The following is a 21,152-nucleotide window of genomic DNA, read 5'->3' on the forward strand; positions in this document are numbered from 1 at the left end:
GAAGCCAATGCGGAGAATGTACCGTTTCCCGACCAGCATTTCGATTTCATCCTGGTCTTCACGGTGTTCTCCTCGATTTTGAGCCCCCTCATGGCCAGAAACGTGGCGCGCGAGATCAATCGCGTCCTGACTCCGAACGGAGTGATCATCTGGTATGACATGCGTTACCCCAATCCGTGGAACCGCAATGTCAGGGCCATGACACGGCGCCACATCCAGGACCTGTTTCCCGAGTTTGAGAGTGAACTGGCCTCGAAAACGTTGATTCCCCCCATTGCCTACCGTCTCGGCGCTCTCACCGACCCGCTCTATCCGGCGCTGACATTCTTCCCCGCCTTTCGATCGCACTATTTCGGCATGCTGCAACGGGCGTCTGCCGCCGTGGCCGAACCTGGAGGGACCGTGTCTCGCTATCGCGCAAGAACGAACTCCCTCCCCAACGGAGCGTCTCAGTCTAATTTCCGGCGCCTGCTGCCTGGCACGCGGCGGCCCCCAGCCCTGCCTGGGACGCGACGTGGCTAATCTCAGTTAGCCGCCTTGCGTCCCAACAAATTCATGGATGCCGTTTACTGCAGGATCGGCGGCCAGTTCGGTAGCGAGGTTATCAGCTGGAACGCGAAGACCCCCAAAATTGGTGTGAAAAGCACGGGCGAATTTCTCCTCAGCGAAACTCATGCGGATAGCTCCGTTGTCTCGCGGCACAGTGACGGCGCGATAGGGGATTGCCCATTGATCGATCCAAGCTTCCATCGCAGCCAACCGGACCAGAAAGCCATCTTGCACGGTCTTAGCCGATTGATCATGGTTCAGGACTGGCGGCAGCCAACGCCACGCCAAAGGACATGGGTTGATGTCGCGTAGGGGCGCGAGTGTCTGGGTCTTGGGGTTGACCGGCGCGTGCGCTCTTCCAATCAGCTTGGCTCTGTGGCTGATGCCAATTGGGTTATCGACCAAGGCTGAAGAGGGGGCGGTATCGTCAGTACCCGTCGTCGCCGCTGACGCCCGTCGTGCCGATGTGCCGATCTTCCTGACAGGGTTGGGAACCGTTGTCGCGTTCAACAGCGTGGATTTGACCAGCCGCGTCGATGGGCAGATCCAAAAGTTCGGTTTTGACGAAGGCAAGGACGTGCGTGCAGGGGACGTGCTCGTCGAGATCGACCCGGCGCCGTACCAAGCCGCGCTTGCTCAGGCCGAGGCGGCGAAACTGAAGGACGAAGCCCTGGTAGCGAACGCGCGCGGAGGAACTCGCGGCGAAGGGCACGAATTCGGCTCAGCAACGGGATACTGCCCGCGCCCAGGTCGCACAATTGGAGGCAAGCACAAAGTCGGATCAGGCCGCGATCGATGCGGCGAGAACTCAGCTAGACTATTGCAAGATTCGATCCCCGATCGACGGTAGAACGGGAACCCGACTTGTCGATGTCGGCAACATCGTGCATGCGAGTAGCACCACCAGCATCGTCACGATCAAACAGATCCATCCGATATGGGTCGAGTTCTCCCTGCCCGCGCAGAATCTAGCCGAAGTGCGGGCTGGCATGAAGGCGGCCGAGCTTCCGGTCGTAGCTCTTGACCGCTCCGGCAATCCGCTAGCGTCCGGCAAGCTTACCGTCGTCGACAATCAGGTTAACGTCGCAACCGGCACGGTCCGCTTCAAGGCCGTATTCCAAAACATTGACGAAACGCTGTGGCCAGGAGAGTTCGTGGGCATCCGCCTCCAGCTCGATCTGCGCCGCAACGTGGTGACAATCCCGCTCACGGCGGTGCTGCGCGGCCCCGAGGAGACCTACGCCTTTGTAATCGGCCACGATCGTGTCGTCCGCAAGCAGCCGATCACAGTCGGCTTTGCTAACACTGCCATTGCAATCATCGACAGCGGACTGGAACCTGGCGATCAGGTCGTAATTGACGGCCAGTATAGAATTCAATCGGGCACGCCGGTGACCATTGTGCCTGACGCAACAAGGATTATGAATTGAGCATGTGAGGCAGCAGAAATGAACGTCTCCGCTCCCTTCATCGTCCGACCGATCGCTACAGCCCTCGTGATGATCGGCCTGACGCTTGTGGGGCTGGTGGCATATTTCGCTCTACCGATCGCGGGCGTGCCACAGGTCGACGTTCCGACCATTCAGATCACCTCCCAATTGCCTGGCGCAAACGCAGAGACGATGGCGACTTCGGTCGCGGCTCCGCTTGAGCAACAGCTCGCCCTGATTTCAGGTGTCACGTCGATCAGCTCCAGCTCATCGCTTGGGCGTACAGCCATCCAGATTGAATTCAATCTCAACCGCAACATTGATGGCGCTGCCCTCGATGTGCAAACGGCGATCAATGCTGCGGGCGGTCAACTGCCTAGGAATTTGCCCAATCCGCCGACCTACGAGAAGGTCAATCCCGCCGACGCCCAACTGATGTCGATAGCGGTTACCTCGGACGATCTGCCGATCTCGAAGGTCGATGATTTCGTCGAGAACTATCTGGCGTTGCAAATCTCGCGCATCACCGGCGTAGGCCTGGTTGATTTCCACGGCCAGCAGAAACCGGCTGTCCGTGTGCAGGTCGACCCTATGGCCATCTCGGCCCTTGGTCTTAGCCTCGAGGAGGTGCGCACCGCCCTTAGCACGGCGACGGTGAACGCGCCCAAAGGCACACTGGACGGCCCTCGGCAGTCTCTGACGCTCGATGCCACCGACCAACTGTTTGCGGCGTCATCTTTCGAGTCCGTCATCATCGCTTATCGCAACGGTGCACCGATCAGAGTCGGCGACATAGGCAAGGCGGTCGATGGTGTCGAAGACATTCGCCAAGCGGCATGGCTCGGCGACAAGCGTGCCGTGATCATCGATGTCCACAAGCAACCGGGCTACAACATCAATCAAACCGTCCAGTTGGTGAAGGACGCTCTTCCCGGTCTTCAACGCAACCTGCCGCCGTCGGTCAAGGTACAGGTGCTTGGTGATCGCACGCAAACGATCCGCGCTTCCGTCTTCGATGTCCAGATCACGATGGCGTTGAGCATCGGCCTAGTGGTGCTGGTGGTCTTCCTGTTCCTTCGCCGAGTTCGAGCTACGCTCATTCCGAGCATCACCATTCCGGTCTCGCTGCTTGCCTCCTGCGCGGTGATGTACGTTCTCGGTTATACGATCGACAATGTCTCGTTGATGGCCCTGACCATCGCCGTCGGCTTCATCATCGATGACGCTGTCGTCATGGTCGAGAACATCGTCAGGCACGTCGAAGCCGGGGAGCGCCCGATCGAAGCCGCCCTAAAGGGATCGCAGGAAGTCGGCTTTACCATCGTGTCGATGACGTTGTCGCTCGTCTCCGTCTTCATACCTCTGTTGTTGATGAGCGGCTTGATCGGGCGCCTGTTCCGCGAATTCGCCGTCACCCTCAGCGTCGCAATCCTTGTGTCCGGGCTGGTTTCCTTGACGCTTACGCCGATGATGTGCGGACAACTGCTGCAACCGGTTGACCATGGGCGCAAGCAAGGCTGGCTTGCAGCCGCCCTGGAGGATGCTTTCGAATTTTCGCTACGCGGCTACGGAGCCAGTCTGCGTTTCGCGCTCCGACACCGCCTCGTCATCATGGCCCTGTTCGCCACAACACTCGTCGGCACTGCATATCTTTACGTGATCATCCCCAAGGGCTTCTTCCCTCAGCAGGACAACGGCACCATCCAAGGAAGCACGGAGGCGGCGCAGGACATCTCCTACATGGCCATGGTCGAGCATCAGCACCGGGTCGCCAAGGTCGTGACGAACGATCCGGACGTGCAGACGGTCTATACTTGGGTTGGCGCCAATCCGACGGTCAACAGCGGCCGTGTCATGATCGACCTGAAGCCCTTCAGCCAGCGTAAGGCTAGTGCTACCGAGGTGATCGCAAGATTGCGCAAAGTCACTCTGAAGGTACCCGGCATCCTCTTGTTTGGGCAGGCGAGGCAGGATGTTCAGATCGGTGCTCGGATCAGCAAGACCCAGTATCAATACACGCTCCAGGATCCCGATGTCGCCGAATTATTTCATTGGGCGCCGGTGGTTCTAAAAAAGCTCTCCGAACTTCCGCAATTGCAGGACGTGACGGGCGACCTCCAGGCAAGCGCGCCACGCATGACTTTGAAGATCGACCGCGATGCCCTCGGGCGGCTGGGTGTCACGCCGCAGGCGGTCGACGATACGCTCTACGATGCCTTCGGCCAGCGCCAGGTCGCGACCATCTTTGGGCAGCTCGACCAGCATCACGTCATTCTGGAGCTGGAGCCGCGGTTTCAAGAGGATGTCTCCGCTCTCGATCGGCTGTATGTTCGCTCAACCATCACCGGGAGAATGGTGCCGCTTTCCGTTCTTGTCAGCTATGAGACATCAGTCGCGCCGCTGACGATCAATCATCAGGACCAGTTTCCGTCGGTCACCCTTTCGTTCAATCTCGCTGCGGGCCATTCGCTGGGCGAAGCGCTCGATGCCATAAGCAACATGGAGCGGACGATGGCGAAGCCGGCGAGGCTTACCGCCCGCTATCAAGGTTCAGCAAAGGTCTTTGAAAGTTCCCTTGCCAACCAGCCCTATCTGATCCTGGCAGCCGTCGTCGCGGTATATATCGTTCTTGGCGTGCTCTATGAGAGCTTCGTCCATCCGATCACCATATTGTCCACGCTGCCCTCAGCCGGCGTAGGGGCCTTCCTGGCCCTGTTGGCTCTGGGCTACGAGTTTTCGCTCATCGCCATGATCGGCGTGATCCTGCTCGTCGGCATCGTCAAAAAGAACGCCATCATGATGATCGATTTCGCTCTTGCGCGAGCGCGCACCCATGAAGTGAGTCCAGAGGAATCTATCTATGAAGCCTGCCTGTTGCGCTTCCGGCCCATCATGATGACGACGATGGCGGCGCTGCTGGGCAGTCTGCCATTGGCCCTGGGCATCGGTGCCGGATCGGAACTGAGGCGCCCGTTGGGCATCGCGATCGTCGGGGGATTGATGCTGTCCCAATTACTGACGCTCTATACGACGCCGATCATCTACATCTACCTGAACAAATTGACGGGTCGAGCGAAGAAGGACCTCTCTCCGGTGGAGGAAAACGCGGTTCTGCCGCGCATTCCTCGTGCCGCAGAGTGAACGTCGGTGAGGAGCCTGGAACCTTTCCGGTTCGGTCAGTTACTAGGTGCCCGGTGGTCTTTGCTACCGAATGCCGGACTTTCGAGGCTCATGCTTCGTTGGCCGCAGCGGTACGCCAATGCTATGCAAGGGGTTTAGTTGTTCGAGGATTATGAATTGGCTACTGTTCACTGAGTTCTCAAGCGGCCTAGGCTTTCGAGGGTGCCGACGATGCTGATGGCAAAGTTCGGTTGAGCGTCTCGGAGGCGTTGAGACCCTCATCAGGGCGGTAAGCCATTCATCATGCTATCGTCTCGAGCGATCGGGTGGTCTTTGCTACCTAATGCCGGGAAAAATCCTCAACAACGGCCTCACCAAAGGGCCCTGATCAGAGTTGCCCAGGGGCGCCTGTCCGCAGCCTCTAGGGTCTCCAGAAACAGATTGTCCCTGGGCCAAAGGTTCCGGAGGTTCGAGCAGTGGTCGCATTGGCGGCCGTCCGGGTGGGCGAGTAGGCGAGCGATATCCAGAAGGCCCCTCTGGTCGGAGTGCGGGGCGATTTGACAGCCGAGAAGCCGAGCCTGGAGCGCGCAGTCGATCTGGGCCGGCGCGAAACAGCGACTGGCGACACGAAACATCGGGAGATCGGCTTCCGAATCGCCAATGGCGATTGTTTCAGCATCAGGACTCAAGACCCAATCGCGCAGTGCCGTCAGGCCGACGCCCTTATCAGTCTCCTTTGCCACAATCGTGGTGTCGTTCATGGTCTTGTGGACCGAAAGCCGGTCCAGCCCCAGCTCGGTCATCAGATGAGCGATGGCGAGGGGCGGCAGGGGGGTGGGGGTACCAGGCCCGATGCCGAACCCGCGAAGCGCATTCACCAGGACGGAGAGCAACGCGCGCGGCATAGCCTGATAAGTGAAGGCCCGGATGGAGTACTGATGTCGGTCGTCGAGGAACACGCCAGGAATGTGGCGCAGGCGCGCGCGCAGTTCGGCCAATTGACGCGTGGCCTCCTCGCCTATGAGAACTTGCCCGCGCTGGCCCACCGCATCCCACATATAGCTGCCGTACTCGGCCACGCCTCCGGCGAAGCCGTAAGCCTGACAATAGGCCTTGACCTCTGAGACTGAGCGGGCCGTGTTCAGCGCCACGCAAAATCCGTGGGCACCCAATAGCGAGACGGCCTCGATCCCGTCAGCCGTGGTCGACGGGAACCCGAAACGGCGTTGATCCAGGACACCGTCGACATCCAGGGAGACAAGCGGCGAACGCCACTGCACATCCTGCGACGACCGACACAGAGCGCCGCAGAAATGCGCAGTCTGCTCCGTGAGAAAGTTCCAGGCGCTCAGGAACTGCTGATGGAGTTGCTGCTGTCTGTCGGCAGGCTGCGACTTGCAAAAAAGATGTTCCTGGGCCGAGGACATTGTCCAGAGACCAGCGAGCAACTTGTTGATGAAGAGGCGCTGCTCCAGCGCCTCGTCCCCGGTCATCTCGACATATCGCCGGATGAGCTTGTGCTCCTCCTCCGGCGAGAGCGCCAAAGTCAGGATCGTCTCCGCCAGATCATAAGCTGGGTCCGTCGTGTTCAACTCGGACTTGCCCATGCCGTGGTGTTCATAGTCTGTCTTGAGAGGCCCGTGCGGCCCCATGATCCACTCGGCACGTCCCATTTTCCCATCGATGAGCGTCGGCAGTGGGCTGCGGTGCCTGCACAGTCGCCGCTCGAGGCGTCGCCGCATCAGCGTGTGTCCCAAGAGCCAGGGATAAGCCCTGCCGAACGTCTTGCGCAGCAGCCGAAAGCCATCTTCATGCCGCTTGATGCTGCTGCCCGATCCCGGGGGGCGGCTCAGGGCAAGCCCGCGGGCTCTCGCGGCTACGTAGGAAGCCGATATTTCGATGAGCTCCTGCCGCGCGCCCACCCGCCGCTGGGCGGATGACGGCTGAGGATACCACTCCATGTAAACGATCCCATCGCGTAGTCCGAGGATGGGCGGGACGAACCCCGAGAGCCGGTGGCCGGCGAGAAACGCATGATAGCCGAGCCACCCCCAGCCGACGCTCTTGGCGAGGACGTACCGGGTCTCCTCTCCCCATCGCGTCTCGAGGCGAACTTCGTAGACCCGTTTGAGCCGAGCGCCACGATCGCCTGACGATAGGCTCTGCAAGCGTGCATTGAAATCATCGGCCGCCTTGCTGGCGACCAGGCGAATGCTGAGGATATCAGGGGCCTGGAAGTACTCAGCCAGCCGTTGTTCGACCAGTTTCGGGGCCAGCAAACGATACTTGTGCCATTGCTCGGGCTCGAGGCAGATGACAATTTGGTCGGATAATACTTTCAGGCAGTCTCTGCTTGCTGGATGATACGGGACGAGGGCTTTCAGCCTGTCGAGGGAAAAGCCTGCTCGACGCACGATATCAAGGGCCAGGACGATCGTGCCGGTGGTGTAGGGCGAGTCGTCCACGATCAGGGCCGTGAACCCGTGCCGGGCACAATGGTGCAACTGTTGACGCTCCCAGCGGCCGGGACCCTTGCCCGGGTGGATCGTCAGCGACCCCACCACCTGGTAGCCTTCAGCCTTGAGACAGGCTTGCAGCAGCGGAGCGAAATAGGAACCCGAGGTGCGCAACCCCACGATCAGGATTGCCGCGGAACGATCCGGAAAGCGGTCCGCGAAGCGCTGCCCGAGTGCCATGATGTCATAATGCGTCGTATCGAGCCTTCGGAACAGGGTCGGGGCGCCAACGTGTTTGGCCTGCAAATCGGGCGGCAGGGGAGGCGATACCAGCAATTCGGCCAAGCGCGCGGCTGACTCGGCGAACGCCGCGGGCGCCAATGGCTGCCCTCTGACGAGGATTGAGAGGAAATCGCCGAGGCCTGCCTGCCAGCGCTCCTGCCAACCGCGCATGCTTGTCCGACGCCGGTCCAAGCGGATATTCGCCGCTCCTTCCACGACGCGCGTGGCGCCATCCATTGCCCACATGGCGCCACGCCCAAGGCGCGTCATCAGACGCCCCGGTATCCTCACGGATGGCCCGCGCAAATAATCTTCGACGACGTACAGTAGTCCGCAGGACAGGAGGAATATGTTGGTCGCGACTTCGTTGGTCTGCCAGCCATTCAGGTTTAGCTGGAGCTTCCCGATCTCAAGCTCGAGATATTGAATAGTATCGCTGACGTCTGGGTAAGCATTAAGGCACCAAGTGTAGGCGCTGTAGAAGGCTAGCTCCGTCACTTGTGGGCATATATCCATCAATCTGCTCTGATGAGCAGGCCCCGATGCGCTGATTTTTATTTGGTTCATTTCGGAACCTATGCCAATTGGCTGCAAAAATGGCGCCATGCACGACGTTGTTACTTTCGCCTCCCGGCCCCAATCCGGATATGCCGCCGCACAGCTTCCGCAAACCTGTCGCAGCCGCTAGCGCAGCGGCCCTTGTCCAGGGAGGTATGAAGCTTGATAGGAAGGGGCAGCGCATCGAGGCTCGACTCGGTTGCCTCGGGCTCGCACTCATGGACCGTTCAAGTGTGGTGGAGTTCGCATCGGAGGCACCTACGCTGGAACGGCTGATGGGACAGTTGGGGTTCAAAGCGCGCACCACGACGCCGCTCTCTCAATCGCCCATACTCCGTAGAAAACACGATAGCGGGGCAAATGACCGAGCGACATCATTCGTTCGAATGAAGTGAGCAGAAACCGGATGAGGTGCGACCCATTTCAGCGGAACCGGCCGACCCTGCCGGAGAACTTTGTTCCGCAACCGACATTCAGAAAGGGCCGCTCTGATCACTCAAGTTGGTTTTCGGCGCGTAGGGTTTAGTTCTGATCTGGCGCAGGCCGAGCTGGCGGGCGCGACGAACGGTCGGCCAACCCGGCTACGCCCTCGGCGGCGAAGCGCGCGGACGGTCTTCAGGCTCACACCGACGCAAACCGCGATCTCGGAAAGCGCGCGCCCCTCTGCCGCCATCCGCACGATCCGCTCTCGACCCAGTCTCGTCTCCAAGTTCAGACTTGCTCAGCCGACTTCAAGCGATCGATAACTGGTTGACGGAATGGCAAATCACCCACCAGATCGGAGCCGTCGACGGTTCAGCGCTAGTCTTGTGCTCTGCCACTGAGCGGTTTGCGCACGCTTTTGCTGAGACCTTGGGCCTTAATCCCCCAAACGCCCCAGTAAATAATCAGAGCCAAGAATAACAGATGCACGAGCTCGATGGCGCTCCGGCCGATGCGCCTTGCCGAAGCCTCATGGCAGGATAGCGATCCGGGCGAGCAACTTGACCAGCTCCGCCTGACGCTTGGCATTGGTCTTGGCGAATAGTGCCGCCAATTGCGATCGGACGGTGGTGGGACTGACGTGCGAGTTGCGGGCGACATCACCCGGCGGCTCGCCGCGCGCCAATTGAAGCGCCACCCGGGTCTCTGCCATGGTCAGACCAGCGTTCGCCGAGACGGCAATGAATGCTCGCGTGTGAACCACCGTGTCAGGCCCCAGATCGGAGGCAGACATCGGCATCTCGCACCGAATTTCGTCATAGCCACTCATGTCTGCACTCCATCCACCACGATGATGCAGCGCGGATCGAAAGCTCTGTTCTCCCGATCCCCGTGGAGGTTTGGATAGCCGGCCTGGTTTGCAAAAATGCGCGTCTTGCCGATCCGATAGTCATGCGACCCATGGTCGTGCCCATGGATCCAGAGTTCAGGCTGAAACAGTTCGATCACACCACTGAGATCCGAGACGAAGGCCGGCGAAAGCGCACTTCCCTGGTGCCTCGGCTGGACCGATTGCGGGTGTGGCGCGTGATGCGTCACCACAACGGTCGGCCCGTCATGCGGTGTTGCTAGTTCCCTCCGAATAAAGGCGAGATCGAGCCGGTGCTCCGCCGCAGCGTGCCAGGGCATGAACCGACTGTAGTGACCGCTATCCTCACGATACCGAATGAGGCGGTGATCGTTCAGTTCCTGCCCGGCGAAGACCATCGACGGCTTGGGCGTGCCGAGAAGGCGATAGTCCGTCCAAAGCGTGCAGCCGATGAAGCGGACGCCATTGATGCTGACCACCCGTCGATGCAAAAAGTGAATGTCGGCGTTGTCAGCGACCCTTATGGCCTCGGCTAGATTCGACTTCATCTCGCTGCGGTAAAACTCGTGGTTTCCTGCGACATAGACGACGGGGCATCCCATTAGGGGACCGGACTCCCTTTGGCGGGCCATCCACTCGATCGCGCCGACAATAGGCTGACCAATGTCGCCAGCAAAAACGGCCACGTTGAATTCTGGCATGGGCGTCGGGAACTCAAATGGCCCGAACTCCAGATGAAGGTCCGAAATCACGAGCAGACGCATTCGCGCACCCGCTCGAGTAGCTGATGGATCTCAGGCGACTGCACTTCGTCAGCGGATATCCGGCGCTCTTCACGACCGTTCACAGCTGCTTCGAAGGCGTCGATAGTCATGGCGTGCATGCCGACGGCCCTCGGCCCCACGATATCTGCCTCTAGGGTGTCACCGATGAACAAGATCCGCTCGGCGCGAAGGCCGAGTTCCTCGCAAACGCAATGAAAGATTTCTGGCTGTGGCTTGATGAAGCCGACTTCAAACGAAAGGACGAGCGCGTCAGGAATACCTGGGAGGATAGCTAGCAGCGGTTCAGCATAAGGCTGAGCCAGATTCGAGCAGACTCCGATGCGCAAGTCAGCCCGTCGGAGCGCTGCCCAAAGCACCGCCATTCCGGGGCGCAGCTGGATAGAAGCCCGCTCGGCAAGATCGAGTTCCAGTTCCCGCAAACGCGCCTCGCCGATGACGATGGCAAGTTCTTTGGCAACCTCTCTAAGGCTCAACGGGCGGGTCAGAACGTCGACCGCACGGTGATCCGTCCCCTTTTCGTTCATCAGCCTTCGGAATGGACGGCGTTTATCTACCATTTTCACAAGCGTCCCGAACGCATCGAAACAGATTGCCCGGATTTCCGACATCAGGACCCGTCACTCCCACTTCAAGTCATCGTCGGTGTAGGGAGTGAAATCGCGATCGACGTCATTTGGACCAGGGCCGCCCTGAGTGAGGCCCATGAGATACCGACGGACGTTCATGATGTCCTCGACGCTGCCCTCCTTCATGAGGCTCAAGGGCGTCTGGCCTTGATACGGTTGTCCCGTGATTGAACCACGGAGCCAGAGTGGTTCGTCCTCGGAGGTGTAAAGATATCCTGCAGCCTCGGCCGCTCCGACGACGGCAGCAATGCGTTCCCCTGTATCGCTGCTCGTGACCAACGCCTCATTGGTCTGTTTGATCGCGATCCAGCGTCTCAACTGCTCAACGGATCCGCACCGCAGAATCCGAACCTGATCATCCTCCGACAGTCGCCAACGATCGGCGACCCGCAAAAACTCTCCGAGGCTCGGAGGGCGTATGCGTCGCCACTCCTCAAGGTTGCATGGCGCGCGCATTATCGGCATTCATCTTCAGGTGGCGACAGGTTGGTACCATGGGTCATCTGGCTCCATCTCCGGATCTCGCGAACGCGGTCAAACGAGTGCTGTAGGCTCGTCGAGGTCGTCGAAAACCAATCGTGGTGTCCTTCCACACCCTGCTGTCGACCTGTCGAATGCCCTTCTCAAGTTTGCTAATTTGTTGTCGGAGGGCTGTTATTTGCCATTCTTCGACCGCTGACGCTGCGTTTCCATCTTGGTGAGAATATCGAGCCCAGTCCTCTCCAATCAATCGGAAGAGAAATGCGGGTATCGACGGCCAGCATGCAACAAGCGTCCTGGTGGCAGTCCTATGGGTTCGTGAATTGCCATGAATAATTTCGGGACTCAGGTCATGGAAATCGCACCAACATTGGAACGCCCGAAGCCATCTCTCGCGATCATCGCGCGGTCCGGCCGCGCTTATGAGCAATTCGAAGTTTGTTTCGGTCCGCTGTACGCGCTCTAGCAGGAACTTAAATTTCAGACCGGGAAAGCCTCTGAGCGTGTTTGGTTGACCGTTCACAGTTGGTGGCCCTAATTTCCTGCCGTCCACGGCGGCTCTAGCTGGTCCTCACCGCTCAGAATAACTCACAATGTGCGGTAAAGCGCAACGCATTAAACCGCGTCGCGCTAAACGGCACGTCCGCCGTAACAGCACTATATGGATATTCGCTTGATCATAGCGGCCAACGCCCGAGCATTGCGGCTGTCAAAGGGCTTGACGCAAGCACAGGTTGCCGAACGGCTCGGCGTAGATCGAGCGCACGTTAGCGCCCTCGAAAAGGGCTTGCGTAATCCCACTGCAGTGAGCCTTTGGCAAATTGCGCAGGCCCTAGACGCGTCCGTCAGCGAACTCGTGACCGAGCACGCCAAGCCGGCGGAGACGCCTGAGCCAAGAACCTGAGCGAATTCGGTGGCCAGCGTGGGCGCGCATTTTTCTCGATAATTTAGGACTCACAAGAGCGACGAGACCGCAGCGACGATCCTCACGTCCGCCGAGAAAATTAGCTCCCGCACTGACAACGGCCTACGATTACAAGCACAGCCTTCGGGAAGCGTGTAGCCCGGTTGGCCGGATTCGATTGTCTCCCGGGACCGCTGACCACATCAGTACAGGCACATCATCTTGAACGACGGTGCGCTCGCGCCAGCGGACTGAGCGATCCGTTGCCTCATAAGAGGCCAACTGCACATCCGATACCTTAAACCTTAAGGCCGCCCCCCACGGCCTCCTCTCCCCGCCGCAATTTCGAACAAGCAATTCACCGCGTGGAATGCCGGTAGGATTTCGGGGCATTTTCCAATCGCGTTTTCATTTTTTTGTCACATCGGCGATTTGTTCAGATCGATCGCAGCGGCCTTTGATGTGAGAATTGAAGCCTCATCGTGGTGACAGATTTCATTTTCAATATTCCCGCTGGGTCATTCGGCCGGGCGGTTTTCAAATGTGATTAAAAGCCTTGAGAGATTCTATTTCAAGGCCATCACATTGATTTATATCGCAACATTCGTAGAATAAATACCTATTAATTTTTGATAATATGCGATTTTTGTCCCGCGCAGATATTCATATCTCCGAAAATTGACGGATATAAACGTCTTATTTTCAAAATCCCCAATTCAGTAAATCAGGACGAATAGTGAATTTGCGTATATCCATAACACGTAAATATAATTTCTTTCACCGGCGCTTAATTAATTCAACATCATGCATAATACGCCATTATAACCACATACGCTGTGGTATTTATCCCTGATCATATCGACTTCAAATTCATGTCGATTCGTCAGAAAGCAACACATAAGCTATAATTATTGTTTTATGCCGTAGTATGAAGTACGGTCTACCATCCTAGCCGGACTCAAGGAAGGGAGGACGGATATGACTACAAATGAACACGCCCCCCTCTTTTCGGTTTGCTCGGGCGAACGTCACTTACCCGCGCATACGATAGCTAACCTTGAGGAACGAAGTTATGCGCATCACCTTGATGGGCTCGATGTGACGGAACGTCAGAAGTCCGATTTGATGCTCGTTGTTTGGGGCCTCATGCGTACGTGGGTCGAAATGGACCTGCCGATCGGCACATGTGGACCGATTTTTGAAGCACTACTCAGCCCATCTGCGAATGAGACAGAGCCCGCGAAAGAAACGGAGAATTTTCCCACGCAAGGAGAGCCCACATGAAACCAACGAGAACCAACGGGGCAGTGGTCCAGGAGGATACGAAATTCGCGCTAATCTACGCGCGGGTATCAAGCAAAAAGCAGGTCGTAGCGGGCGATGGGCTCAACTCACAACTCACCGCGTGTATGGCGTATGCGCAGGCTAAGGGATATGAGGTCGAAGGCATACATACCGATGACTTAAGCGGCAGCGCGCGAAACCGTGCTGGCTTGGACGCTGTGTTCACCCACATGCAGTCCAATCCGGACAAGCGGTATCGGATCATCTTTGACCATATCAACCGGTTTAGCCGCGACCTTTATCTTCACGGCGATCTCCGCCGGATTGTGAACGATCTGGGCGGCATCCTTGAGTCGCCGCACATGATCTACGGTAACGACTCGACTTCGCGCCTTGTCGAAAACATGAGCGTTGTCGTGTCGGACTATCAGCGGGTTCACAACACGGAACAGACAAACTCGCGGATGCGGTCACGCCTTACAAACGGCTATGCCGTATTCGCTGCGCCTGTCGGATATGTTTACGGCAAGGTGCAGGGCCACAGTGGCCGTGTGCTTGTCCGTAATGAGCCCTCTGCCTCGGTCGTAGTCGAATCCCTCGAAGGCTATGCCTCTGGTCGCTTCGAAACGGTGGCCGATGTGCTTCGGTTCTGTCAGGAGCAGCCGCTTTTTCCGAAAAGTCGTGCGGGTAAAATTACACACCAGCGCATTGGGCAATTTCTGAGGAATCCGTCCTACGCAGGGCTCGTTGGATCAGGCGCTTGGGGAATCCCGTTTCGCATGGGTCATCATGAGGCCCTCGTATCGATAGAAACGTATCAACACGTTCAAGACAGGCTAAACGGCATCAACCGCGCGCCCAAGCGCCGAAACCTCAATGAGGATTTTCCCTTGCGAGGTTTTGTCATGTGCGATGATTGCGGGAACCCCTTAACCGCTTGCTGGTCCAGAGGTAATTCCGGCCATCATCCCTACTATCTCTGCCACACGCGAAGCTGCGCAAGCTACGGCAAGTCAATCCGTCGCAATGTGATCGAGGGTGAGTTCGCAGCACTGCTGACGCGCATCGCCCCTCGATCCGGCGCGGCTATCGCGCTCTGGCCCTCGAAATCGAGCAGGATGTCGAAGAAGCGCTTACCTCTGCCGTTTATTCCCGCTAGGGACTGGCTGCGAGCCACTCTTCCAGCGCGTCGACGCGCTCGAACGCACTGGCGATGGAAAACCGCGGCGGACGATAGGCGGATTGCAGCGCACCCAGCCAAAGATCTCGCGCCCAGAGTGAAAGCTTGAAAGGCGCAAACATCGAGTAGCGGTTTCTCAGCGGCGCATGGCTTCGGCTTCCGCAATAGCGAGAAGCCCACCGAGAACCGCCAAGACCATGAACGCTGATACGTGCCGACTGCCGAGAAAAACTCCGCACAGCGCGGTCGCCAGGAGGACGCTCCCGGAAAGCCGAGAGGTCGCTTTCATGCACAGGGCGCCCAACACTAGAAAGGCATACGAGCAGAGCAGTCTGCCCCATTCGTTCATGAATATCGCGTGAGCGTAGGGGGCCTCGAGGCTTGCGGCAAAGCCGTTCAGCCCGAGCATCACGAAGCCCGTGGATAGGCCACACACCCCCGCGAAGAGCGCTATAATACCACCCGCTCTTCGCATAATTCATCCGGCGCACTGTCTGAGCGGCTGTATCTCGGCTGCGTGCGCCTTCGATTAGTTCGGGCTGCAAGCGCCCAGTATGATCTCCGGCTTATTTTTCTGCACCATCGCCGAGCAGACGATGGCTGGGCCGCGAATGGATATTCCAGCGCCGGAAAGGCTTTTGGCGGTCCTGGTGGTTTCGGCGCCGGCAATCCTGCCAAGAGGCGGGATCAAGAGACTGAACTGGACCAGGTCAAGGATTTCAGCGCCATTCGCCCACGTGCTTGCAGGAAGTGGAAGTTCGAACAGGACTTGGGCGACCTCATTCTTGCGGTCTCACTTGATGTATAGCCAACGCTTTTCCGACCCATCAGACATGGAGCAATATTCAAGATTGCAACCACGGTTCCGAAGGCCGAGCTCGGGCCGCGCGACAACGCTGGCCACGAATTTTTCAACCGTCATCCCAAAATTAGAAGCAGAAGCCTGTTCGGCGACCAGTAGTGCGCCGACCAGTATAATTGTTCGCATCTCCGCGGGGAGTGTGTCGCCTATCGGAGCTTTCGGGAAGCGGCCAACGCCACCGTTCTAGCCATGGTCAACGAGATAAGTTCGCCCGCCTGAGAAGCGGTATGCAGCCGTACGAGACAGAGCTCTGGCGGGTCGACATGGAGTGCATCCGAGAACCTGCTTTCTTCAGATGTTAACACATTCTGAAGTGCGACTGGCCGAGCCCCAGCGCGTGCGACAGCCCTCAGGTGTCAGTCTGACGGTCGACGACTTCGGCACGGGATATGCCTCGCTGAGCTATTTGGCGAGATACCCGCTGGACCGACTCAAGATCGACAAGAGCTTTGTGATTGGCATGCCGGAAGCTGCCACGCGCGATGATACCGCGATGGTGCGATCGATCATCGCCATGGCGCACAACCTCAAGCTTGAAGTTATAGCCGAGGGTGTCGAGACAGCATCGCAAGCGGCCTTCCTCCGGTCGGAGGGATGTGAGGAAGCGCAAGGATTTCTTTACTCACCGGCGCTCGAGGAGGCGGAATTCCGCGAGTTTCTGGCCGCGAGGCTATCGACCACTTCGCCTTTGATCGGTTCGCCAAACGCCGATCTACCGCCAATCCAAGGATATCGCTCGAGCCCGTCAGGAGCTTGAGCGCTGGGATGCTGCAATCCTTGGCGAACGCGGATCGCCTTCCGGCAGGATTTCGGGTTGCTTGAAGATGACGCCGTTCGGCGTCGGCATCGGCGTCTGTGTCACCACGTATTGCGGCTGGCCCTTGAAGCCCGGATCGCCCGGCGGAGGCGTGAGGAGCTGGATGCGCATCAGCATCGCGAAGTCCTCATGCGTGGCATTGTGGCAGTGGGTCACATAGGCGCCGCCGAACTCCCCGAACCGGACCTGGAATTTTACTCTCCCGTCGCGCCGCAGGCGCCAGACATCCTTGCGCACCAGCCGCTCGGTGGCGGGAATGGCTGCACCACCCCGGTCGATGGTGACGCCTTCCTCGAAATGGAGGTGAACCGGATGGTCCCAGCCGCCGCCGCCATTGACGAGGGTCCAATGCTCCACCTCCCCGGGCTTCGGGACGAGGAGGGCGATGCGGTTGGCATTGAGCGAATGCGCCCTGCCACCATCGACCTCGATGGTCCAGGGGAACGACTCGAAGGGGGCGCAGTCGGGAATGCACTGTCCGTTCGCCGCATCGCGGGCATCCCCCTCTCCGGAGCGGCCGAACCTGAGGGTGCGCTCGCGCACGGGCGCGACGACCGGGATCTGGGTGGTCAGGATCTTGGCGCCGGAGCGCCATTCCGGATCGGAGAAATTGGCGCTGCGATCCCGGTCGAGCGGATTGCTGGCGTTGTAGACCTTGCCGGGATTGTCGACGCTTTGGGCCTGCGCCCGTCGTCCTGTTCCAACAGGTTGACCAGGAAGATGCTGTCGCCCGGGGCGAAGGCGGAGAAATCGACGACGATATCGTAGCGCTCGGCGGTGCCCTGCTCGTCGAGCTCGGTCAGGGCGATCGGGTTGACGACCAGGTTTCCGTCATTGGCGATGAAGTGGAGCGGCACCTTGGTGCCTTGCGAAAACCTGGCGCTCCGGCTGACGCCGAGGGCGAGCTTGAGGAAGCGCGCCACGGAGACGTTCAGGATGCGGAAACGATAGCGCCGCGGCAACACTTCGAAATGCGGGTAAAAGGTGCTGTTGACCAATAGAATATCGCCGAGGAAGCCATCGGTTTCGAAGATGTCGAAGCGGAGCTGCCCGGCTGCGTCAAAGACTGGGTTCGAGACGACCAGATTGACGTCGAAATCGAGATTGCCCCAGCCGAGCTGTGAGCCGCTCGGGAGGCGCAGATTGATGCCGTCATCGAAATCCTCGCGCCCCCTGTCGGGGCCGCTGTAGAGGTTGCAGACCCCAAACATGCCTTTGTAGATGTTCGGCGCGGTGAAGAAGAAGCGGTGGTCGTGGATCCAGAGGCTGCCCTGGATCTCGCGGAAATCACCCGGGACCTGAACCAGGCCATTGCCGTCGTCGGGACCGGAGGCTTTGCGCGCAAAGTCGCGGTCGCCTGTCGGCCAGACGCTCGGCAGGTCGCGCCGGGCCAGGGCCATCCCCCAGTGGTAGTCATAGAAGGTTCCAGGGAAATTAAACGCGTTGCAGGCACCGTCGCTCTCGGCGCCGTTATGGGCGTTGTGGAAGTGGACCGAGCTCTCGTTCCGTCCAAAGCCGCCGTTGATGGCCCGGTCGACCGGCAGGTCGTTGTAGATTCGCGTCACGACAGGTTCGCCATAGCGCAGCTTGAACAGAACAGGGCTCCCCGAACCCGTGCGCAGTCCCGTGGCACTGCCTGGCTGCCCGGGCTGCCGGGCCCCAAATCTCCACACGGAATTCGCGTTCTGCTGCGGCAGTCCCTGGCCGGGTCCGGTGTCCGGCGATCTGGCCGAGCGACAACAGATAGCCCCGCTTGGGGTAGAGCTCCTCCCAGCGCTGGTGCGCGAAAAACTCCCCGGGCGGGCGACCTCCGAACGGACCGGCTCCCGTGACCGGATTGCGGAAGAGCGCGCCGCCGGAATTGGTGAAATCGGTGTGGTAGGAGACGTTCCGAGCCGGCAGCTCCGCGCTGCCCCCGGTGGTTTGCCACGCCGTGTCGCCATTGGGCAGACGCAACAGCGGGATGGGGCGTTGCAGATCGGCCCGCTGCATCGGCGTCTGGAACTTGACCGCACCGAAGGTCGGGCTGCGCGGCAGGCTGTCGGCGTAGGCGCTGCCGACGAAGGGGCCGAACCCGTTCTTCGCCATCAGCAGGCCGCCTGCGCTGAAATAGCCCCAGCGCAGCAGATCGCGTTTGGTGATTTGCCCCAGCGTAAGAGCCCTGCCGATCTCGCGCCGGTTCTCCTGAGAATGCGCGGCTTCTTTCAGCCGGACACCGGTGGTCTCGCGCGATAGGTACATGCCCGCCTCACCACATTGGAACGGCCGCCCGCACGTAGCGTGTCACTATGGACCCGCGGTTTGCGGGTGTGAAGGGACGAAAGTCGGGAGATGCAGCGGACCAGGCGTCCATTCCGAATCGATATCTCCGTCAGCGTGCGCAAACGTCGCCACCCAACGAGGCGACGGTTCTGACAGGCTTGCCCTTCATTGGCCCTCTCCGTGGAGAGCTCCCCATGGGATCGCGAAACAGATCTGATTCCCTCGCGTGAGACGCCATGCACAGCGTCTGGGACGCAGAGCATGTTCGGCCGGGAGCCCGCGAGAGGCGCGGCAGGACGCGGTCGTTTTCGGTGCCCTCGGAAGCGAGACCACGCTTGGCTATATGGATGCTGATGCGGCGTCAGCGCGCTGAGAAGCTGGTGATAAGTCGTAGCCTAGGCGGTTCGTCGGCTCGCGGCCCATCTCGGGCATCTCACGTTGCATCAGGAATGCGCTGCCCTCCTGTACGCCCGCCGCATTGTGTGCGGAAGCATATCGTCGATCTCCTTCTCGGAGAACATCAGGTCTTCTTTGTCCTTCAGCGCAGTCTTCGCCTTGGCGTAGGCCTTGTCGTCGGTGAACGGCGCGGCAAGGTAAAGCTTGTTCAACGCCGCCTGCAGGCCGTCCCTTCGGTCGCGCAGCGACTGGATGGGCATTTCGGTATCGAGCGCGTCCGCGATCAGGCTTTGGTCCGATTCCCGGACGTTCCACATATCGGAAGCGGTTTCGCGGTGTCGCTGGGCGAGAGCTCCGGGGTCGAGGTCCTTCAGGTAGGCGTTGAAGATCAGGCTGAGAATTGAGAGAATCGCCGTCGCGTTATCGGCGTACTGGAAAAGCCCAGTCTCCGCCTTGAAAAGTGTCGTGACCGACCCCCCAGTGATCAGGGCGGAGAGGATGCTATTCGCCCACTTTCCGAGCCACTGCCTTGTCGCGAGCCGCTCCGCCATCTTCTCGTGGATCTTATGGGTATAGGCGCAGCGGCCGTAACACTCGCGAATTTGGCTTTCGAGGTGATAGCGGGGATCAGACGGGGAAGGTGTGGGGATTTGCCAGATCCAACTGATGGTAGTTCGCGAAGATCTCCAAGCAGGGAGCTTGGTCGAGCTACTTCCCGACTGGGTGCCGAGAGCCGGCATCATCCATGCGGCGCTGCCGTCGCGGCGAGGGATGCTACCTTCGGTCCGAGCCCTGCTTGAGTTTCTGGCATCAGAATATGCTCTGCTCGGTCGGCCATAAAAGCGCCGGCCGATTCAAAGGGGTTCGCTGCCCCGCAGGGAGAAGACTGTCAGCTGACGTCGCCCCCCAATTTTTTATCCAGCGCTCAGTTCGTTTATGGCGGTTTTGGAGCCTGTTCTGGCTGGTGGGTCGAGGCGCTGGCGCGCCAGTCGGAGACATTCGCCATCGTCGGCTGAGAAGCGCCTGCGTCCTCACTGGGCGGGCATCGTTCTCGCTGCGCAGAGTCTCATAAGCGGGCGGTATTGGTCGGGGTTCACGGAGCTCTCAGCTGCCGAATTTCGCAAGGCCCCCGATGCGCTCTCGATCGCCAAGTCTGCGTTACCGCTCAAACGCGCCGCCACGCGCTGGGTAAACCCGATATCGCCGCAGAAATCCCATTTCGCGGCGGGATCAAGGACCCGAAACTGCGGCACCCGTCCTACAAGGGCCTTCGCGAAGACTCTGCCACCGCAGGCATCCTTGAGTTGCCGTCGGGGCTGGACAGCGACTGATAGTCCTCGACCGCTCTTCTCAGCGCGTTCAGTTCGGGCCCCTCGCATTCGCTGAGGTCCTCCAGTTCGCCAATGCGTGCGAGCGCTAGGTGATAATCATTACGATTGGTGATGGTCGCAGACAGTGTCGCCGGGCGGCGTTTGGCGTTGGTCATGGGATTGATCCGTACTGAGCCAATTTTGGACTGATGCAGAAACGTACGGCAAGTTCGAGCGGGCATGCGACCCGATCGTAGCGCTTACGGTCCCAGCAAGGCCGCAGGCCTACCACGCCTGTTGCTCGGCATTAGGCGCCCTGAGCCGAAACCTGTCAAAGCGACGCAAAAACGCGTAGGCGTTTTCGAATGCTCCACGGCTGGCGCGGCCTTCGATCGAGTTGGCCCCCCGCTCAAAAGGGTGGCGAGCCTTTTTGCGTTTTGGCGGAACCCTCCGTTTCCATGCGCGTTCAGCCGACATTACCCATGACCCCTGACTGGGCCCGCTGTGGGAGGACACCGCGGGCCCTTTTTTGGGCTCAGGAGGACAGCCATGGCTACGGG

At 59.4% G+C, this 21,152-nt stretch carries 18 protein-coding genes and 1 pseudogene; 8 read left to right on the plus strand and 11 right to left on the minus strand.

All coding sequences use genetic code 11. The annotated features are described in order from the left end of the window. Positions 1-522, plus strand: a 522-nt coding sequence (locus AB4118_RS33245) for a methyltransferase domain-containing protein (protein WP_441493762.1), incomplete at its 5' end; no start/stop codon positions are given. A 6-nt stretch (positions 523-528) separates the two neighbouring features. Here AB4118_RS33245 and AB4118_RS33250 read toward each other — a convergent pair. Next, complete coding sequence (locus AB4118_RS33250) at positions 529-750, minus strand: hypothetical protein (RefSeq protein ID WP_441493763.1); 222 nt, start codon at positions 748-750, stop codon at positions 529-531. A gap of 181 nt (positions 751-931) precedes the next feature. On the opposite strand from AB4118_RS33250, the gene AB4118_RS34215 reads away from it, so the two are divergent. The 3 genes and pseudogenes from AB4118_RS34215 to AB4118_RS33265 all read left to right on the plus strand — a co-directional run bounded on the left by AB4118_RS34215 (position 932) and on the right by AB4118_RS33265 (position 5,120). Next, positions 932-1,399, plus strand: coding sequence for a hypothetical protein (locus AB4118_RS34215; protein WP_465248505.1), 468 nt, complete (start codon positions 932-934; stop codon positions 1,397-1,399). Beyond that, positions 1,290-1,979, plus strand: a pseudogene (locus tag AB4118_RS33260) (efflux RND transporter periplasmic adaptor subunit); the annotation flags it as partial. The gene AB4118_RS34215 and the pseudogene AB4118_RS33260, both read left to right, overlap by 110 nt. Positions 1,980-1,997: 18 nt before the next feature. Next, positions 1,998-5,120: an efflux RND transporter permease subunit gene (locus AB4118_RS33265; RefSeq protein WP_441493765.1), complete on the plus strand. Its 3,123-nt coding sequence runs from the start codon at positions 1,998-2,000 to the stop codon at positions 5,118-5,120. Positions 5,121-5,470: 350 nt separating this feature from the next. On the opposite strand, the gene AB4118_RS33270 is transcribed toward AB4118_RS33265, so the two are convergent. The 5 genes from AB4118_RS33270 to AB4118_RS33290 form a co-directional block, all read right to left on the minus strand. Then, complete coding sequence (locus AB4118_RS33270; RefSeq protein WP_441493766.1) at positions 5,471-8,335, minus strand: HAD hydrolase family protein; 2,865 nt, start codon at positions 8,333-8,335, stop codon at positions 5,471-5,473. A 1,012-nt stretch (positions 8,336-9,347) separates the two neighbouring features. Further along, on the minus strand, positions 9,348-9,647 hold the full coding sequence (locus AB4118_RS33275) for a helix-turn-helix transcriptional regulator (protein ID WP_441493767.1): 300 nt from the start codon (positions 9,645-9,647) through the stop codon (positions 9,348-9,350). Next, complete coding sequence (locus AB4118_RS33280) at positions 9,644-10,450, minus strand: metallophosphoesterase (RefSeq protein WP_441493768.1); 807 nt, start codon at positions 10,448-10,450, stop codon at positions 9,644-9,646. The genes AB4118_RS33275 and AB4118_RS33280 overlap by 4 nt, the downstream gene beginning before the upstream one ends. After that, positions 10,435-11,079 (minus strand): HAD family hydrolase, encoded by a 645-nt coding sequence (locus AB4118_RS33285; protein ID WP_441493769.1) that lies wholly within the window; start codon positions 11,077-11,079, stop codon positions 10,435-10,437. Before AB4118_RS33285 ends, AB4118_RS33280 begins: the two co-directional genes overlap by 16 nt. A 9-nt stretch (positions 11,080-11,088) precedes the next feature. Beyond that, a complete protein-coding gene (locus AB4118_RS33290) occupies positions 11,089-11,415 on the minus strand; it encodes a hypothetical protein (protein WP_441493770.1) in 327 nt (108 codons plus the stop codon). Between the two features lie 823 nt (positions 11,416-12,238). On the opposite strand from AB4118_RS33290, the gene AB4118_RS33295 reads away from it, so the two are divergent. From AB4118_RS33295 to AB4118_RS33305, 3 genes are all read left to right on the plus strand, one after another. Beyond that, positions 12,239-12,481, plus strand: coding sequence for a helix-turn-helix domain-containing protein (locus AB4118_RS33295; protein ID WP_441493771.1), 243 nt, complete (start codon positions 12,239-12,241; stop codon positions 12,479-12,481). A 1,280-nt stretch (positions 12,482-13,761) separates the two neighbouring features. Further along, the gene (locus AB4118_RS33300) at positions 13,762-15,054 is read left to right on the plus strand and encodes a recombinase family protein (protein ID WP_441493772.1); all 1,293 of its coding nucleotides are present in this window, start codon (positions 13,762-13,764) and stop codon (positions 15,052-15,054) included. A 1,048-nt stretch (positions 15,055-16,102) separates the two neighbouring features. Beyond that, the gene (locus AB4118_RS33305) at positions 16,103-16,564 is read left to right on the plus strand and encodes an EAL domain-containing protein (RefSeq protein WP_441493773.1); all 462 of its coding nucleotides are present in this window, start codon (positions 16,103-16,105) and stop codon (positions 16,562-16,564) included. Here the strand turns inward: AB4118_RS33305 and AB4118_RS33310 are convergent. From AB4118_RS33310 to AB4118_RS33325, 4 genes are all read right to left on the minus strand, one after another. After that, positions 16,553-17,167, minus strand: a complete 615-nt coding sequence (locus AB4118_RS33310; RefSeq protein WP_441493774.1) for a multicopper oxidase domain-containing protein — start codon at positions 17,165-17,167, stop codon at positions 16,553-16,555. The genes AB4118_RS33305 and AB4118_RS33310 overlap by 12 nt on opposite strands. A 26-nt stretch (positions 17,168-17,193) precedes the next feature. Then, entirely contained in the window at positions 17,194-18,189 is a 996-nt protein-coding gene (locus AB4118_RS33315; RefSeq protein WP_441493775.1) for a hypothetical protein, read from the minus strand. Next, positions 18,095-18,865, minus strand: a complete 771-nt coding sequence (locus AB4118_RS33320) for a hypothetical protein (protein WP_441493776.1) — start codon at positions 18,863-18,865, stop codon at positions 18,095-18,097. The genes AB4118_RS33315 and AB4118_RS33320 overlap by 95 nt, the downstream gene beginning before the upstream one ends. Positions 18,866-19,329: 464 nt before the next feature. Next, positions 19,330-19,950, minus strand: a complete 621-nt coding sequence (locus AB4118_RS33325) for an SLATT domain-containing protein (protein ID WP_441493779.1) — start codon at positions 19,948-19,950, stop codon at positions 19,330-19,332. Here AB4118_RS33325 and AB4118_RS33330 point away from each other — a divergent pair. Further along, positions 19,925-20,122, plus strand: coding sequence for a LysR substrate-binding domain-containing protein (locus AB4118_RS33330; protein ID WP_441493777.1), 198 nt, complete (start codon positions 19,925-19,927; stop codon positions 20,120-20,122). The two genes, AB4118_RS33325 and AB4118_RS33330, sit on opposite strands and share 26 nt — an antisense overlap. Before the next feature lie 418 nt (positions 20,123-20,540). Here the strand turns inward: AB4118_RS33330 and AB4118_RS33335 are convergent, their stop codons facing one another. Next, on the minus strand, positions 20,541-20,768 hold the full coding sequence (locus tag AB4118_RS33335) for a hypothetical protein (RefSeq protein WP_441493778.1): 228 nt from the start codon (positions 20,766-20,768) through the stop codon (positions 20,541-20,543). Positions 20,769-21,152: the final 384 nt, after the last annotated feature.

Origin of the sequence: Allobosea sp. 2RAB26 (genome assembly GCF_052115465.1) — a bacterium.
GTDB lineage: Bacteria > Pseudomonadota > Alphaproteobacteria > Rhizobiales > Beijerinckiaceae > Allobosea.

What these genes read in the sequence shown, in the direction of transcription:
- AB4118_RS33265 (WP_441493765.1), top strand. Translation starts at nt 1,998, where the DNA reads ATGAACGTCTCCGCTCCCTTCATCGTCCGACCGATCGCTACAGCCCTC.
- AB4118_RS33275 (WP_441493767.1), bottom strand. Translation starts at nt 9,647, where the DNA reads ATGAGTGGCTATGACGAAATTCGGTGCGAGATGCCGATGTCTGCCTCC.
- AB4118_RS33300 (WP_441493772.1), top strand. Translation starts at nt 13,762, where the DNA reads ATGAAACCAACGAGAACCAACGGGGCAGTGGTCCAGGAGGATACGAAA.
- AB4118_RS33295 (WP_441493771.1), top strand. Translation starts at nt 12,239, where the DNA reads ATGGATATTCGCTTGATCATAGCGGCCAACGCCCGAGCATTGCGGCTG.
- AB4118_RS33285 (WP_441493769.1), bottom strand. Translation starts at nt 11,079, where the DNA reads ATGTCGGAAATCCGGGCAATCTGTTTCGATGCGTTCGGGACGCTTGTG.
- AB4118_RS33320 (WP_441493776.1), bottom strand. Translation starts at nt 18,865, where the DNA reads ATGTACCTATCGCGCGAGACCACCGGTGTCCGGCTGAAAGAAGCCGCG.
- AB4118_RS33335 (WP_441493778.1), bottom strand. Translation starts at nt 20,768, where the DNA reads ATGACCAACGCCAAACGCCGCCCGGCGACACTGTCTGCGACCATCACC.
- AB4118_RS33250 (WP_441493763.1), bottom strand. Translation starts at nt 750, where the DNA reads ATGGAAGCTTGGATCGATCAATGGGCAATCCCCTATCGCGCCGTCACT.
- AB4118_RS33280 (WP_441493768.1), bottom strand. Translation starts at nt 10,450, where the DNA reads ATGCGTCTGCTCGTGATTTCGGACCTTCATCTGGAGTTCGGGCCATTT.
- AB4118_RS33305 (WP_441493773.1), top strand. Translation starts at nt 16,103, where the DNA reads ATGTTAACACATTCTGAAGTGCGACTGGCCGAGCCCCAGCGCGTGCGA.
- AB4118_RS34215 (WP_465248505.1), top strand. Translation starts at nt 932, where the DNA reads ATGCCAATTGGGTTATCGACCAAGGCTGAAGAGGGGGCGGTATCGTCA.